Source organism: Defluviitoga sp., assembly GCF_035349255.1.
Classification (GTDB): Bacteria; Thermotogota; Thermotogae; order Petrotogales; family Petrotogaceae; genus Defluviitoga.
This window is the reverse complement of sequence record NZ_DAOPSE010000001.1, coordinates 116,317-131,235: the sequence shown is the minus strand read 5'-3', so window position 1 is coordinate 131,235 and position 14,919 is coordinate 116,317. Positions and strand designations below refer to the sequence as shown.

The window sequence follows — 14,919 nt, the reverse complement described above, 5'->3', positions numbered from 1 at the left end:
TTGACTTATACTGTCACTGAAAATACTAAAGTTCTTGTTTAATATTTATTACAAATTTTACATTTTTAATAAATATGTTTTCACAAGAGAACTCTATTAAATCTAAATTTTAGCAATATATCTAATAACAATATTTCATAAAGTGCAGTAGGAAAGGCTAAACCTCTAGACCTATTTGAATTCAAAGGCTTCTAAAAATTTTCATTTCATTTATAACGATAGAATTAAAGTATATCTTTTAAGTATTCATATATTCCTGTGGAATTAGAAGCCTTTATGTATATTAAACCTTTTTTTATTTCAGAGAGAAGCTTTTTTATGCCTTCGATATTTTCAAGTCTTATAACTTTATCTTGTACTGAAAAATTTAATTTATCCTCAGGATCGTATATATAAATTTCATCAAATAGTTCTTTAGCTTCATTTATAACTTTTTCATGATAATATCTTGAATATTCACCCAATTCTTTCATTTCTCCCATAATTAAGATTTTGGGATGAACATTTATTTGAGAAATACTTCTGAATGCACTTCTAAATGAATCATAAGAAGCATTATAGGAATCGTTTATTATCAAAGTGTTTTTCTTTGTAATTGTTTGAAAACGAGCTTCAGGTATATCGATGTTACATAAACTAAAGGGTTCCAAAGGTAATTCTATGTAAACTAAGAATAATAATGCGGAAAGTAGATCTAGGAGTTGACCTTCGCTCCAGTATTTATTAAGTGTAAACATTACATTATGACCTAGTATTTTTGCATAAAAAGTGGTAGAAAAATTTAAATTATATTCGTAACTTTCTAAAATCGCATCGTTTGATTTTTTTGATCCAAAAGTCAACGTTTTTAATGTTTTTGGAGCTAGTTCTTTTAAAATAGGATAATCACCGTTTAGCACTAAAAGACCATTTTCCATATTTTTGGTTATTTTCATCTTTTCTTGGGCGATAGTTTCGATAGTTTGTAAAAACTCTAGATGTGAAGGACCCACATTTGTTATGAAAGCTACATCAAGTTTATAAAAACGAGTGAGAAGATCAAGATCCCCTTTCTGTCTAAGTCCAAGTTCAATTATAGATATTTCCTCTTTAGAATACTGATTTAGAATAGAAAGAGGAATTCCTATTTCTGTGTTCATATTAAGTTCATTTCTAAAAGTTTTAAAAAAAGGAGATAATAGATAATATAAACACTCTTTTGTTGTAGTTTTACCAGTTGAACCAGTGATGCCTATTTTTATTCTTGAATTATTATTTAAAATTTTTGAAGATGAAAGCAACATTTCTTCTAATACATTATCGACCCTAATTATCTTTTTCCTTTCTGGAAGTGGTAGATTGACATAACTTGGATTGTCTATAACGACAAAAGAAGCTCCTCTTTTTAAGGCATCTTCTATAAATAGATGTCCGTCAGTATTTTCTCCTTTAAGACACAAGAAAACATCTCCACGTTCAATTTTTCTGGAGTCAATTTTGAATTTATAACCTTTTTCTTTTAACTCTTCAAGCATTACCTTCTTAAACCTCTCTTCAACTTTTCAATACATTTCGTAGCAACTTCAAAATCATTAAACTTAACTTTTCTTCCATTGGCAAATAATTGAAATTGTTCATGTCCTCTGCCTGCTATAATCACAATGTCTCCTTTGTTTGCAAAACTCACAGCTGCTTCTATTGCAGTTTCTCTATCAGGAATAACTAAAAATTGTTTGGTTTGATCAATTCCCTCAAGAATATCTTCGATTATTTTTTGAGGATCTTCATCTTTTGGATCATCATTTGTAAGTATTATTACATCGGCTTTTTGGCTTACCACTTCTCCCATTATTTTTCTTTTACCTTGGTCAGCATTTCCACCCGCACCAAAAACAATAATTTTTCTTCCATTTGTTAAACTTGCAGCGGTGGTTAAAACTTCGTCTAGCGCATCTGGGGTATGAGCAAAATCAACAACACAATTAAAGCCTAGACTTTTACTTGAAGGAACAAGTTGAAATCTGCCAGGGACACCTTTAAACGAAGAAATAGCTTTTATTATTTGATTAGTTTCTATATTTAAAAGTTCAGTAATTATAAAAGCATTAACAATGTTGTAAGCATTGAATTTACCAATTATTGGCGAAACTATTTCAACAATTTCATTTTCTTTGGTTTTCAACAAAAATTTTACTTGATTAAAGTTTTGTTCAAAATGTTGAATAACATAATCTGCCGATTCATTAAAACCATATGTAATTATAGGTTTATTGGCAAGTAAGAAATCTTCTTTTTTCAATCTATCTAAATTTATAATTATTTTCCCATTTTCTTTTAGATATTTCATTAAAGAAAGTTTGGTTTTTTTGTAATCTTCAAAGTTTTTATGATAATCTAGATGGTCTCTTGTTATGTTTGTGTAAGAAATGATATCAAATTTGAGGTTTTCAATTCTTCGTTGATCAATAGCATGAGAGGAAACTTCTAGATTGATAAATCTACTCTCATTTTCCGCACTAAATTTGAGTAAGTTTGCTAGTTCTAAAATACTGGGGGTAGTGTTACGAGGTTGTGTCAAAGTTTTATTGTTGAGTTTTATTTCAACAGTACTTATTAAAGTTGAATTTACACCGCTTTCACATAAAATATGGTGAACTAAGGACAGAGTCGTAGATTTACCATTTGTACCAGTAACTCCAACTATGGTAAAGTCATTTACTGATATCTTATTACATGAATAAGCCAAATCTGCGGTTGCTTTTTTTATATCTTTTACAATGATATAATTTACTTCTTTGTCTTTTGGTAACTTTTCTTCATTTTCAGCGATAATTAAAGATGCACCATTTTTTAGCGCGTGGTTAATATAATCATGCCCATCTGTCTTATGACCCTTCATAGCTATAAAAACGTCGTTCTTTTTAACTTCAGAACTGTTATCTTTTATACCTTCAATTACGATTTTCTTTCCATCTAAAGAAAGTTTTTCTATATTTTCTCCTAAAATTAGACTTAAATCTTCTGTTTTAAATTCCACCTAGTAACCTCCTCGATTTAACAGGATCATTTTTAGATATGTACATGGTACCATTTCGACAGAATATTTCTGTCTTCACACCTACTTTAATGCTTTCTATTTTGTGTTTTACAATACAAAATAATACAAAACATAATTTACAATATGGTAAACAAAAATGTTTGATAATTTATCGAATAATTGCTATCATATATTTAGCACTCAAAAGTTAGGAGTGATAAAATGAATGTGAAACTTCAACAACGCCAAAAAGAGATATTGAAAACTGTTGTAGAATTATATATTAAAACCAAAAAGCCCGTGAGTTCTGAGGACGTTCTAAATAATTCAAATATAAAAGCCAGCAGTGCTACCATAAGAAATGATATGCAAAAGCTTCAAAAATTAGGATTAATTCATCAACAGCATTCAAGTGGTGGAAGAATCCCTCTTGACCCTGCGTTAAAAATTTATTTTGAGATGGTTAAAGAAGCCTATGACGTAAAAGGAACTCACATTGAAATACCTAAAAAATACAAACTTTATGATTTAAATCTTTTATTTCAAAATTTAGCTGTTTTAATTTCTCAAGTGTTAGAAGGATTAGTTATTTTTGAATACCCTAATCCAAGGTATGTATATATCACTCGAGTCACAATTACGCCTCTTACCGAAAAAAACAGTGTCATAACAATTTTAACAAATCTAGGTTTAGCCATCTCTAGAACAGTTGAAATTTATGGTTTACCAGTTTCAGATGAGCTAGAAAGACTATTCAACAAAGCTTTAGTAGGTAAATCCTTGGAAAAAATATTTTCATTTTTGGAAACTAAGCATATTGAAATCGAGGATCTTAGAATAACTAACTTCATTGAAATATTAGAGAATCTAACAGACGAGTTTAAAAGAACGCGGTACATTTCTGTTGGCTTAGAGAAAATCATCTCAAAATCACAACCCGACTTAGAAACTATTATAACCTTGGCAATTTTGGTTGAAAATGATAAAATTAAAGAAGAATTTTTTACACGTTTAGATTTTTCACCTGATATTAAAGTCTTTTTTGGTAATGATATTAACTCAAAAACTTTAAAAAATCTCGCATTTTTTACAACAACTTATATACTAAATGCTAATATATTAGGAAAAGTTTTATTCATTACAGAAAAATATTGTAATTATGAAAAAAATTATTTATTTCTTAGAGAATATATATCTCGACTATCTGAAATTATATCAAAAAATTTTTAAATTAAGTTATTCTATCTCTCTATTTAGGTAATTTTGTTTTATTAATGACTATTTTAGATATTATAAATAAAGGTTTTCGAAGGAATAAAGTTTTGTATTTGAGCAAAGACTGGGACATCAACCCTTTTGCTTTGTTGAAACAAATGCCAAAAAATTGTAGAGACTCTCTACACGGGCTTCTTGAAATGAAAAAGAATTTTTTAAAAAATCTAAGTCTAAAACCTTTATAAAATGCATGTTTTAAAATTTCTAAAGTGACTATATTGATAGTTTTAGGAGGTGCTTTTTTAGATGGAAGAAAAAAAAGATTTTGCAAAAAATAATCATGAAGTAAAAAATATGAACGGTAGGGAGACTATCACTGAAGAAGAAAAAAATGTTGATTTAACCAATGAAGAAATTGAAACTTTGCAAAGAGAGATCCAAGAATTGAAAGAAAAAATTGAAAAGCTGGAGGAAGAAAAGGAAAAATATAAGAATTCTCTTTATAAATTGACAACTAAATTTGAGCATTTTAAAGAAATGGTAGAAAAAGAAAAGAGAAATGTTCAATTTAATACGAAAAAAAAGATCATAGAATCATTTTTGATACCCTTTGAAAAATTAAAAATTTCTATGCAATATAAAGATGATCCTGAATTCATTAAAGCGATAGAAATGATATATAAAGATATAATCAACGTTTTTGACAATTTGGATTTAGAATTTATCGTTCCAGAAAAAGGCGATCAATTCGATCCTTTTGAGCACGAAGTAGTAGAAAAATATGAAACTGATGAAGTTAATGAATACTGTATTTATGATGTTCAATCTATAGGATACAAGTTGGAAGGAGAGGTTATTAAACCTGCGAGGGTTGTTGTTGCCATTAAACCAAAAGATGTTTGTGAAGATATTTCTGAAAAAAAAGATCAAATGCCTAATTTAGAGGAGGAAGATAAAGAAGGTGATCAATAATTATGCCAGAAAGAAAAGATTACTATAAAATTTTAGGTGTTGATAGAAATGCTACTCCTGAAGAAATAAAACAGGCATATAGGCAAAAAGTGAAAGAATGGCATCCTGATAGACATATTGAGGATAAAGAAATTGCTGAAGAAAAGTTCAAGGAAATTCAAGAAGCCTACGAAGTTTTAAGTGATCCAGAAAAAAGAAAACTATACGATAGGTTTGGATTTGTCCCAGATGAAGGTACCGTATACACCAACCATAGGAGCGGCGGTGGTTTTGAAGATGTTTTTAGAGATTTTTTTGGAGATGCCGGAGGACCTTTCGGTGACTTTTTTGATATGTTTTTTGGTTCTGAACCTGGAAGATCTGGTTCTTCTACAAGAAAAAGACGTAAACAAGAAAGAGGAGAGGACATTCATGTCGCTGTGAATTTAAGGTTAGAAGAAATTTTGTATGATGTAAAAAAGTTAGTAGAATACAATAGGTACGTTATTTGCGAAAGTTGTAAAGGTACAGGAGCGGAAAATGGAACTAATTTTGAAACATGTCCTCGATGTAATGGTGAAGGAATGATAAGGGAAGAAGTAAGAAGTTTCTTTGGCTCATATGTACGATCCTATACCTGTCCAACATGTGAAGGAATTGGTGAGATTATTGGACGTAAATGTTCTAACTGTAATGGTACTGGTAAAATACTTAAAAAAGAAAAAGTGGAAGTAAACATTCCTGCGGGGGTATTGGATGGATACACAATGAAAATAAGAGGAAAAGGGAATGCTGGGAAAAACGGTGGTCCATACGGTGATTTGATAATACAAGTTAGAGTTTTACCTCATGAAAAATTTATTCGTAGAGGAACAGATCTGGAAACTGAGGTAACAATTAATTACTTAAAAGCAGTACTTGGAGGAAAGATAAAGATTCCTACTTTAGAAGGAGAAATTGAAGAAGAAATAAAAGAAGGAACAAATCCAGGGACCGTTATAAGAATAAAGAATATGGGGCTACCAGAATTTGGTGGAGGAAGAAGAGGAGATCTTTATGTTAAAATAAATGTAGAAATCAAAAAACCTACGAGAAAAGAAAGAAAGATTTTACAACAATTAGCCGAAGAAATGAATGTTGAATGAGGTATTGTTAGTGGGGGGTGAATTTGAATAGAAGAGAGTTTTTCTAAATTAAGACGGAGAATAATGATAAAAGATTTTTTAATCATTACTATAGGAGTGGTCATTACAGCATTTGGTTTGGTGTTGTTTATGATTCCATACAATATTATTGCAGGCGGCGTAAGCGGCCTGGCAATTATTTTTAACCATTTTTTTGGTTGGTGGGTAGGATTACAAATGCTTGTTTATAATTTAATTTTATTTTATTTGAGTTTTAAGCTCTTAGGAACTGGATTGGGAGTAAAAAGCGTGTATTCAGCGATTTTGTTATCTTTAGTCACGGATCTTTTGCAACAAGGTTTTAAATTGGATCAACTTATCCCCAACCTTATCGAAAAATCTGGAAGTTCTACTGTGGAAATAACTTTGCTGTCTGCCTTTTATGGGGGTTTAATAACAGGCTTTGGAATGGGTTTAGTTATTTGGAAGGGATCTACAACAGGAGGAACAGATATAATTGCAATGATTTTGAATAAGGTGTTTTCAATAAGTGTTGGAACTGGCTTGATGATAACTGATACCATAATCACTGCCTCTTCAATATTTATAAATCCTTTACTTCCAATGTATGGGGTGATGGCAATTTTTATAACTGCAAAAACTATAGACGGAGTTTTGGAAGGTTTTGAATCTACAAGAACAGTTTTGATTATCAGTGATTATTATGAAGATATTAAAAATGATATATTTAGGGAACTTAATAGAGGGGTTACTTACCTTAATGGAGTTGGCACCTATTCTGAACAAGAAAAAGTAGTCCTTATGGTAGTTTTATCCAGGAATGAGATAGGACCTTTAAAGAAAATAATAGATAATCGAGATAAAGAAGCTTTTATGGTAATTTTACCGAATACTGAAGCAATTGGCTATGGTTTTAAAAGAATGTCGTAAGCATTTAAAAAAGGAGAGGACCGAGAGTGGATGATCCTGGTAGTTTATGGATTTATTTAATATTCCTGATAATGCTTTTATCCTTATCTGGCTTTTTCTCAGCCTCGGAAACAGCGTTGACAGCTATAGGAAGGTATAAGATAAGAGAGTTAATAGATGGAGAAAAGAACGAAAAAAAGAGGAAAAAATACAAAGATTTCATAGAGAATCCCAATCACTACTTAACAACAATACTAGTGATGAATAATATAGTAAATATCTTAGCTACCTCTATGGCAACAGTTTTTGCTGTGAAGGTGTTTCCTTCATCACATGGCGCAGCAGTGGGAATAGTTACAGGAATAATGACATTACTTATTTTAATTTTTGGTGAGATTACTCCAAAGGTCTATGCCAGAGAAATTTCTGTTAAGATTTTTAATATAAGTTTTCCTATAATATACTTTTTAAATAAAATATTATCTCCAATAGTGTGGTTACTAGTAAGTTTATCTAATATTGTTATAAAAACTTTTGGCGGCGAAACGATTAAAAATGCTCCCCCTTTAATCACAGAAAATGAGATCATTTCTTATTTGGATATAAGTCATGAAGAGGGAGTAATTGAAAAAAGCGAAAAGTATCTTATGCAAAGAAGTTTAGAAATGAAAGACACTGCTGTTAAAGAAATTATGACTCCTCGAGTAGATATAGTGGCAATAGAAAACACCGAAACTGTAGAAGAGCTTATCAAAATTATAAATGAAGAAGGATATTCTAGGATACCTGTCTATAGAGAAACGCTCGACAATATAGTCGGAATAGTCTATGCGAAAGATATATTTAAAAAGTTGGAAGAATTAAAAGATCTTGAAAAATTAATGAAGATAAGAATTGCTGAAATTATGCGCAGACCTTTTTTTGTACCCTTAACAATGAATGTTAAAGATGTTTTTAAGCTATTTTTAAATTACCATACACATATAGCAATAGTAGTAGACGAATATGGGGGGACAGCTGGCTTAGTCACTTTAGAGGATATAATTGAGGAAATGACGGGTGAAATTTTTGATGAGTACGATGATTTTTCAGATGAAATAAATATAAAAAAGATAGAAGAAAATTCTATACTAGTAGACGGTTCAACACCTATTAATGATATTGAAAGAGAGCTTGATATAGACTTTCCTGAAACAGAATTTGAAACTATTGGAGGATTTCTTTTAGAACATTTTAAAAGATTTCCAAAACCCGGAGAAAAATTGTTTATTGACAATTACGAATTTGAGGTAATATCAGTGACAGTTAATAAGATTGATAAAGTTAAAATCACGATTCATCCAGAACAAAAATTAGAAGAGAGGGATGAAAAAAAGAATGATGAATCAAACGATAATAAATAAGTTATATGAAGAAGCTTTAAAAGTCAGAGAAAAAGCTTATGCGCCTTATTCTAAGTATAAAGTTGGAGCAGCTTTGTTGACAGAAGATGGCGAGATAATCACTGGATGTAACGTTGAGAACGCCTCTTATGGATTAACTATTTGTGCTGAGAGGAACGCCATTTTTTCTGCAGTTGCAAGGGGCAAATCAAATTTTAAGGGTTTGTTAGTAGTTGCAGAGGGTGACGATTTAGCAAAACCATGTGGTGCTTGTAGACAAGTTATGAATGAGTTTGGAGATTTTGATGTATTTTTGGCAAACACTAAAGGAGATATTGAAAGATCAAAGGTGAGCGATTTATTACCTAAAGCGTTTGGACCAAAAGATTTATAATTTCAAGGTAAAATTGATAAAAATTAGAACTAGAAGGGGTTAAAAATGAAGTTAAAAGAAGAAGAAATTTCTAAAGAAATAATTTTTAAAGGTAAAATACTTAATTTGGAAATGTATAATGTAAGATTACCAAATGGTAATATTTCAACCAGAGAAGTTGTTGAACATCCAGGGGCAGTAGCTATTTTAGCTATCGATGAAGAAGATAACGTATATCTAGTTAAACAATATCGTTTTCCTATCAGGAAAATCTTGATTGAAATTCCAGCGGGAAAATTTGACTCTCCAGATGAAGATCCTTTAGAATGTGGTAAAAGGGAATTAGCGGAAGAAACAGGCATGAAAGCTAAGGAATGGATATATTTGGGATACATATATACGACACCAGGTTTTTCAAACGAAAAAATTCATCTATATGTTGCCAAAAGGTTGGATAATGTTGGTTCCGAACCAGACGATGATGAGTTTGTCGAAGTGTTAAAAGTAAATATTCATGAAGTTGAGCAAATGATAGAAAATGGAGAAATTATAGATGCTAAAAGCATATGTGCTTTATACAGATACAAACAATTTAATAAAGGTTCATAATACAAAACTCAAAATAATTGGAGGAATAAAATATGATTTCTGATGTTGTTAGAACTAGGTTTGCCCCCAGCCCAACTGGATTTTTACATGTAGGAGGCGCTCGTACCGCTCTTTTTAATTATTTATTTGCTAAAAGATATTATGGTAAATTTGTTTTGAGGATAGAAGATACCGATTTAGAAAGATCTACAAAAGAGTCTGAGGAACAGTTGCTGAGAACTCTAAAATGGCTTAATTTGGGATGGGATGAAGGTCCCATTGTTGGTGGTCCATATGGGCCCTATCGACAAAGTGAGAGGTTAGAATTATATCAAAATAAGGCTTATGAATTAGTTCAAAAAGGGAAGGCATATGAATCATATATTTATCCTGAAGAAATGGAAGAAATAAAGAATAAGTTATTGAGCGAAGGTAAACCTCCCCATTATACTTATGAATTAATTTCAAGATTTAATACTCAAGAAAGAGTTAACGAATACAAAGAAAAAGGTTTAAGACCAGTCATATTTTTAAGGATGCCGCAGAAAGAATATAAAATAAATGATCTAATTAAAGGAGAAGTAGTTTTCAAAAAAGGCGCCATTGGAGATTTTATTATCTTAAGGAGTAATGGAGTGCCTACTTATAATTTTGCTGTTGTGGTTGACGATATAGCTATGAAGATAACACATGTAATAAGAGGTGATGATCACCTTTCAAATACTTTAAGGCAAGTAGCAATCTATGAAGCTTTTTCTGCAGAAATTCCAGAGTTTGCACATGTATCCATGATTTTGGGACCAGACGGAAAGAAATTGTCCAAAAGGCATGGTGCAACATCTGTCGAGGAGTTTATTAAAAAAGGGATTTTGCCTGAGGCTTTAGTTAATTATTTATCTCTTTTAGGATGGTCTCATCCTGAAGGAAAAGAAATAATGGATATAGATGAAATAATTTCAAATTTTAGTTTAGACAGGGTAAGTTCGAGCCCAGCCATTTTTGATGAGGCAAAATTAAAGTGGATGAATGGACAGTACTTACGCAATAAAGACATTGAAGAAATTTATAAATTGGCAGAACCTTTTGTAATTGAATCAAATCTGTTAACAGAGGAAGAGTATGAAAAAGATAAAAAATGGGTGGTTAAGGCTCTTGAAACTGTTATCACTTCTATAGAAACATTAAGTGAGATACCTGAAGCAATTAGTATTTTTTTGAAGGACGTTACTCCAAATCTTAACGATGAAGAATTTTTAATATATTTCAATAAAAGTGGAGTTAGAGAGGCTATAATTTTATTTTATGAGCACACAAAAAGAAGTGATAAATGGGACACCGAAGTTATAACAGAAAATTTAAAAAAAGCTATGAAAGAGGCAAATCCGCAAAAAAAATCCTTCTATATGGCTTTGAGAAAAATCCTAACCGATTCTTTTCACGGTCCTGATCTAGTCAACACTATTTATTTAATTGGTCGTGAAAGGATTCTGCAAAGGCTTGAAAGGGTGATACATATTTGAAGTATAACATAAAAATTTATGACACTTTAACTGGAAAGGTTGTAGATTTTGTTCCTGTAAAAGAAGATGAAGTTAAGATTTATCTATGTGGTCCCACTGTGTATAATCTTATTCATATTGGCAACGCAAGACCTATTATCACTTTTGATGCATTTAGAAGGTTTTTGGAGTATATAGGTTATAAAGTTACAATGGTCCAAAATTTTACTGATATAGATGACAAAATAATAACTCAATCATATAAAGAAGGAGTCTCTTTTGAAAAAATAGCAAGAAGATATATAATCGAATATTGGAAAGATATGGTAGACCTTAAAGTTAGAGCTTTTAATTTTCATCCTAAGACTTCAAATTATATTGAAGAAATAGTTCGCTACATTGAAATTCTGATAGAAAAGGGTTTTGCATACGAAGTCGAAAATGGTGATGTCTATTTCAATGTAAGAAAGTTCGATAAATATGGTGAACTTTCTCATAGAGACACGAATAGCATGATTTCAGGAAGCAGGATAGAGATCTCAACTTACAAAAAAGATCCTCTGGACTTTGCTTTATGGAAGGCGTCCAAAGAGGGGGAACCATGTTGGGAAAGTCCGTGGGGAAAAGGAAGACCTGGTTGGCACATAGAGTGTACGGTTATGGCAACAGAAATATTAGGTGATTCTTTTGATATACATGCAGGAGGCAATGATCTTATATTTCCTCATCATGAAAATGAAAGGGCGCAGGCGTTAGCAAGTGAAAAGCAATTTGCCAAGTATTGGATGCATAATGGAATGATACAGCTTGCACAAAGTAAAATGTCTAAATCTTTAGGAAACGTGTGGTTAGTACGAGATTTATTAAAACAATTTGATTCTGATGTACTAAAAGTGTTTATTTTTAGCAAACATTATAGAGTACCTATTGATATTAGTGAAGATTTACTAAGAGCTCAAGAAATTTCTGTAAATAGAGTAAAACAATCCTTAAAAGAAAGTGAAGAATATTTTCAGGGGTTTGTGCCTTATTCTAAAGAAGGAGAATATTTTAAAAGTCAAGAAGAGTATTTACTTAAAAATCTGGCAAATGATTTTAACACACCATCTGCAATAGCAAGACTTTTTGACTTATCAAAGGAATTAAATAAAGCATTGAATTCAAAAAATGAAAGTATGATTGTAGATAATTATTATCTAATTAGAAACGTCTATGGGAGTTTGTTTGGTATTTTTGAGAGTAGCAGAAGTGTTGAAGAATATGCTGTAGAAGTTGATGATTTAATAAAAGTGTTAATTGAAGTACGAACAACATTGAGAAATAATAGGTTATATAATTTAAGCGATTATATAAGAGACACACTGAATCAACTGGGAATCGAAATAAAAGATACATCAGAAGGGACAAAGTACAATTTTAAATCAAATAAGTCAGAGGTTTGATTATTTTTAAAATACAATAAAAGAACGGAAGAGGCTGTTGTTCGATTTCCATACTTAATCGATGTTAAAATTTCACTTGTAGAAATACTCTACACGATGTCGTCACAGTTTAGACAGCCAGGTTTTGTCTCTATACTAAAATTTCTAAAAGTTAAAGGGCAACATCTTCTTCTCTCGGAACCAGCACCAAATATGTAAAAGTTATTATTAATTAATGATAATTAAAGTAAAGAAGTTATTTTGTAAAAAAATCTAAACAAAACGTTTGTAAAATTTACAAGAACTATTTCAAACTTGTCTAGGAGGCTGATTATAATAGATGCTAATATTATAAATTCAGTGTTGTCCGCAGTAAAGAATACTTTTCAAATAATTGCTAAAAAAGAATTACAAGTTGATAAGCCAAAATTGGTGACAGAAATTCAAAAGAATTATGACATTGTCGCGAATATCGGCTTTACAGGGGTATTAGAAGGAAACATAATTTATTCTTTCACAGAAAAGGAAGCGATAAATTTAGTTAATGAAATGATGCAGGGAATCATGAGTATTAATGAAGTAGATGATATGGCAATAAGCGCAATAGGTGAATTTGGAAATATGATAGCCGGTACAATAGCTACGCATTTAGAACAGTATAGATATTTAATAAGAGTTGCTCCTCCGTCAGTAATAAGAGGAAAAATAGTAAAAGTCAATGTGCGCGGAACAATAATATTATTTCCTCTTTACGTTTCAGGTAACAATGAAATGGATCTTTATTTTGTTTATAAAGAGACAATATAACTTTAAATTTTAAAAAATTTAATAATATATTAATTAGATTTTGAAAACATTTAAGAATATTATACAATATAAAGGAAAGCTCAAAATTAACTAAACATTTCAAAGATAGTATCAAAATTAACTAAACATTTCAAAGATAGTATAATTATTTTAAATTGAAATTTGGATTTTAAAAAAGGTCTGGGATAAAGTTCTTCTCTTATTACTTCTTTGAAATATAAGAATAATAGACAACTCTAATACCATAGAATTTTAAAGCAACAAAGTATATCTTGAAACGTAAATTATAAAATAAGTACAAAATCAGTTTCTTGATCTTTAAAGCATCTAATTTTATCAAATACAAAAAGGAGGGATAGTTTATGCAAGACTATCATCAACCGTATGAAGAATTGAGCCAGAAAGACAGATCTTATGTTTATGCACTTAATAGCCTGAAAGAAGAAATTGAAGCAATTGACTGGTATAATCAAAGAGCAGCCGTTTCGAAAGATAAATCAATTAAAGAGATAATGGAACACAACAGGGATGAAGAAATAGAACATGCAGTAATGATCATAGAATGGTTGAGAAGGAATATGCCTGGCTGGGATGAAGAGTTAAGAAAATATCTATTCACCCAAGAACCTCTACTTGAGATCGAAGAGGGAGACTCTGAAAATAGAAGTGGTGATTTAAAAAAAGGCGACCTAGGTTTAAGAGGATTAAAAGAATGAATTTCTGTAGGTAGTTTGTGTTGCCTATATTTAAAAAGTGAAAGGAGGGAATCAAATGGACTTTCTAAAAAGGGATTTTGCTCCCCTAACAGAGAAAATATGGGAAGAGTTGGACGAAAGAGCAAGGGAAGTTTTCAGAAGAAATTTAAGACTAAGGAAAATAATAGAGGTAGAGGGTCCTTACGGATGGGACTTTTCTTCTTATGCTCTAGGTACTCTTGAGATAATCGATAACCCAAAAAGAGCTTTGGGATGGGGAATTAGGGAATCTTTACCATTGATTGAAGTAAGATATCCATTTGAATTAGATATTTGGGAACTCGATAACATAGAAAGAGGTTACCAAACTCCAGATTTAACATCTTTAGAAGAAGCTGCGAGAAATCTTTCAGAATTTGAAAATAAAATTATATTAAAAGGTGAAGATAAAGCAAAAATTACTGGATTGTTTACTATCGCAAAGCAAAACTTTGTAAAAAGTTGTTCGGAAAAGGTAAATGATTTTGTCAAATCTGTATTCGATGCAAAACAAAAGTTTAGAAAAGATGGTATAGAAGGGCCTTTTGTATTAGTAATTAATAAGGAAATTTGGGAAAGACTTTTTGCCCAACAAAATGCTTATCCATTAACGTTGTTGTTAAAAGAGATAATGAATTTGGAAATAGAAACTATCGATAACTTAGAAAATTCTTTTATTATATCAACTCGTGGAGATGATTTTAAGTTAATTTTGGGTCAGGATTTATCCTTAGGATATGAGTTAAGAATAGAAAACAAGATTAGACTCTTTTTCACTGAAACTTTTACTTTTCATATAAAAACCCCCGAAGCAATAGTAGGTTTAGAGTTTTAAAATTTAACAAAATAAAAAGCTGAGGCGACGCCTCAGCTTTTTAT

The 14,919-nt window shown here is 30.8% G+C and carries 14 protein-coding genes; 12 read left to right on the top strand and 2 right to left on the bottom strand.

Going from position 1 to position 14,919, the window contains the following annotated elements; translation table 11 throughout:
* Positions 1 to 224: 224 nt before the first annotated feature.
* A complete protein-coding gene (gene murF / locus PKN74_RS00590) occupies positions 225 to 1,514 on the bottom strand; it encodes a UDP-N-acetylmuramoyl-tripeptide--D-alanyl-D-alanine ligase (protein ID WP_472307525.1) in 1,290 nt (429 codons plus the stop codon).
* Positions 1,514 to 3,016 carry a UDP-N-acetylmuramoyl-L-alanyl-D-glutamate--2,6-diaminopimelate ligase gene (locus tag PKN74_RS00585; protein WP_472307523.1) on the bottom strand — a complete coding sequence of 501 codons (1,503 nt, stop codon included), beginning with the start codon at positions 3,014 to 3,016 and terminating at the stop codon, positions 1,514 to 1,516. The genes murF and PKN74_RS00585 overlap by 1 nt, the downstream gene beginning before the upstream one ends.
* Positions 3,017 to 3,238: 222 nt before the next feature.
* On the opposite strand from PKN74_RS00585, the gene PKN74_RS00580 reads away from it, so the two are divergent.
* From PKN74_RS00580 to PKN74_RS00525, 12 genes are all read left to right on the top strand, one after another.
* Entirely contained in the window at positions 3,239 to 4,246 is a 1,008-nt protein-coding gene (locus PKN74_RS00580) for a hypothetical protein (protein WP_472307521.1), read from the top strand.
* A gap of 291 nt (positions 4,247 to 4,537) precedes the next feature.
* Positions 4,538 to 5,203 carry a nucleotide exchange factor GrpE gene (locus tag PKN74_RS00575; protein ID WP_472307519.1) on the top strand — a complete coding sequence of 222 codons (666 nt, stop codon included), beginning with the start codon at positions 4,538 to 4,540 and terminating at the stop codon, positions 5,201 to 5,203.
* Entirely contained in the window at positions 5,203 to 6,327 is a 1,125-nt protein-coding gene (dnaJ, locus tag PKN74_RS00570) for a molecular chaperone DnaJ (RefSeq protein ID WP_472307718.1), read from the top strand. Before PKN74_RS00575 ends, dnaJ begins: the two co-directional genes overlap by 1 nt.
* Positions 6,328 to 6,390: 63 nt before the next feature.
* Positions 6,391 to 7,257, top strand: a complete 867-nt coding sequence (locus tag PKN74_RS00565; RefSeq protein WP_472307517.1) for a YitT family protein — start codon at positions 6,391 to 6,393, stop codon at positions 7,255 to 7,257.
* 26 nt (positions 7,258 to 7,283) lie between these two features.
* Positions 7,284 to 8,639, top strand: a complete 1,356-nt coding sequence (locus tag PKN74_RS00560; protein ID WP_472307515.1) for a hemolysin family protein — start codon at positions 7,284 to 7,286, stop codon at positions 8,637 to 8,639.
* Positions 8,602 to 9,012 (top strand): cytidine deaminase, encoded by a 411-nt coding sequence (locus PKN74_RS00555; RefSeq protein WP_472307513.1) that lies wholly within the window; start codon positions 8,602 to 8,604, stop codon positions 9,010 to 9,012. Before PKN74_RS00560 ends, PKN74_RS00555 begins: the two co-directional genes overlap by 38 nt.
* A gap of 45 nt (positions 9,013 to 9,057) precedes the next feature.
* Positions 9,058 to 9,600: an NUDIX domain-containing protein gene (locus tag PKN74_RS00550; RefSeq protein WP_472307511.1), complete on the top strand. Its 543-nt coding sequence runs from the start codon at positions 9,058 to 9,060 to the stop codon at positions 9,598 to 9,600.
* A gap of 32 nt (positions 9,601 to 9,632) precedes the next feature.
* Complete coding sequence (gene gltX / locus PKN74_RS00545) at positions 9,633 to 11,099, top strand: glutamate--tRNA ligase (RefSeq protein WP_472307509.1); 1,467 nt, start codon at positions 9,633 to 9,635, stop codon at positions 11,097 to 11,099.
* Positions 11,100 to 11,107: 8 nt separating this feature from the next.
* Complete coding sequence (gene cysS / locus PKN74_RS00540) at positions 11,108 to 12,520, top strand: cysteine--tRNA ligase (RefSeq protein WP_472307716.1); 1,413 nt, start codon at positions 11,108 to 11,110, stop codon at positions 12,518 to 12,520.
* A 339-nt stretch (positions 12,521 to 12,859) separates the two neighbouring features.
* Entirely contained in the window at positions 12,860 to 13,306 is a 447-nt protein-coding gene (locus PKN74_RS00535; protein ID WP_472307507.1) for a chemotaxis protein CheX, read from the top strand.
* Between the two features lie 362 nt (positions 13,307 to 13,668).
* Complete coding sequence (locus tag PKN74_RS00530) at positions 13,669 to 14,022, top strand: encapsulin-associated ferritin-like protein (RefSeq protein WP_472307505.1); 354 nt, start codon at positions 13,669 to 13,671, stop codon at positions 14,020 to 14,022.
* Between the two features lie 55 nt (positions 14,023 to 14,077).
* Positions 14,078 to 14,875, top strand: coding sequence for a family 1 encapsulin nanocompartment shell protein (locus PKN74_RS00525; RefSeq protein ID WP_472307503.1), 798 nt, complete (start codon positions 14,078 to 14,080; stop codon positions 14,873 to 14,875).
* Positions 14,876 to 14,919 lie beyond the last annotated feature (44 nt).

Excerpts from the sequence above, each read along its gene's own strand:
- PKN74_RS00565 (WP_472307517.1), top strand. The coding sequence starts at position 6,391 with ATGATAAAAGATTTTTTAATCATTACTATAGGAGTGGTCATTACAGCA.
- murF (WP_472307525.1), bottom strand. The coding sequence starts at position 1,514 with ATGCTTGAAGAGTTAAAAGAAAAAGGTTATAAATTCAAAATTGACTCC.
- PKN74_RS00575 (WP_472307519.1), top strand. The coding sequence starts at position 4,538 with ATGGAAGAAAAAAAAGATTTTGCAAAAAATAATCATGAAGTAAAAAAT.
- gltX (WP_472307509.1), top strand. The coding sequence starts at position 9,633 with ATGATTTCTGATGTTGTTAGAACTAGGTTTGCCCCCAGCCCAACTGGA.
- PKN74_RS00530 (WP_472307505.1), top strand. The coding sequence starts at position 13,669 with ATGCAAGACTATCATCAACCGTATGAAGAATTGAGCCAGAAAGACAGA.
- PKN74_RS00550 (WP_472307511.1), top strand. The coding sequence starts at position 9,058 with ATGAAGTTAAAAGAAGAAGAAATTTCTAAAGAAATAATTTTTAAAGGT.
- PKN74_RS00525 (WP_472307503.1), top strand. The coding sequence starts at position 14,078 with ATGGACTTTCTAAAAAGGGATTTTGCTCCCCTAACAGAGAAAATATGG.
- PKN74_RS00580 (WP_472307521.1), top strand. The coding sequence starts at position 3,239 with ATGAATGTGAAACTTCAACAACGCCAAAAAGAGATATTGAAAACTGTT.
- PKN74_RS00555 (WP_472307513.1), top strand. The coding sequence starts at position 8,602 with ATGAAAAAAAGAATGATGAATCAAACGATAATAAATAAGTTATATGAA.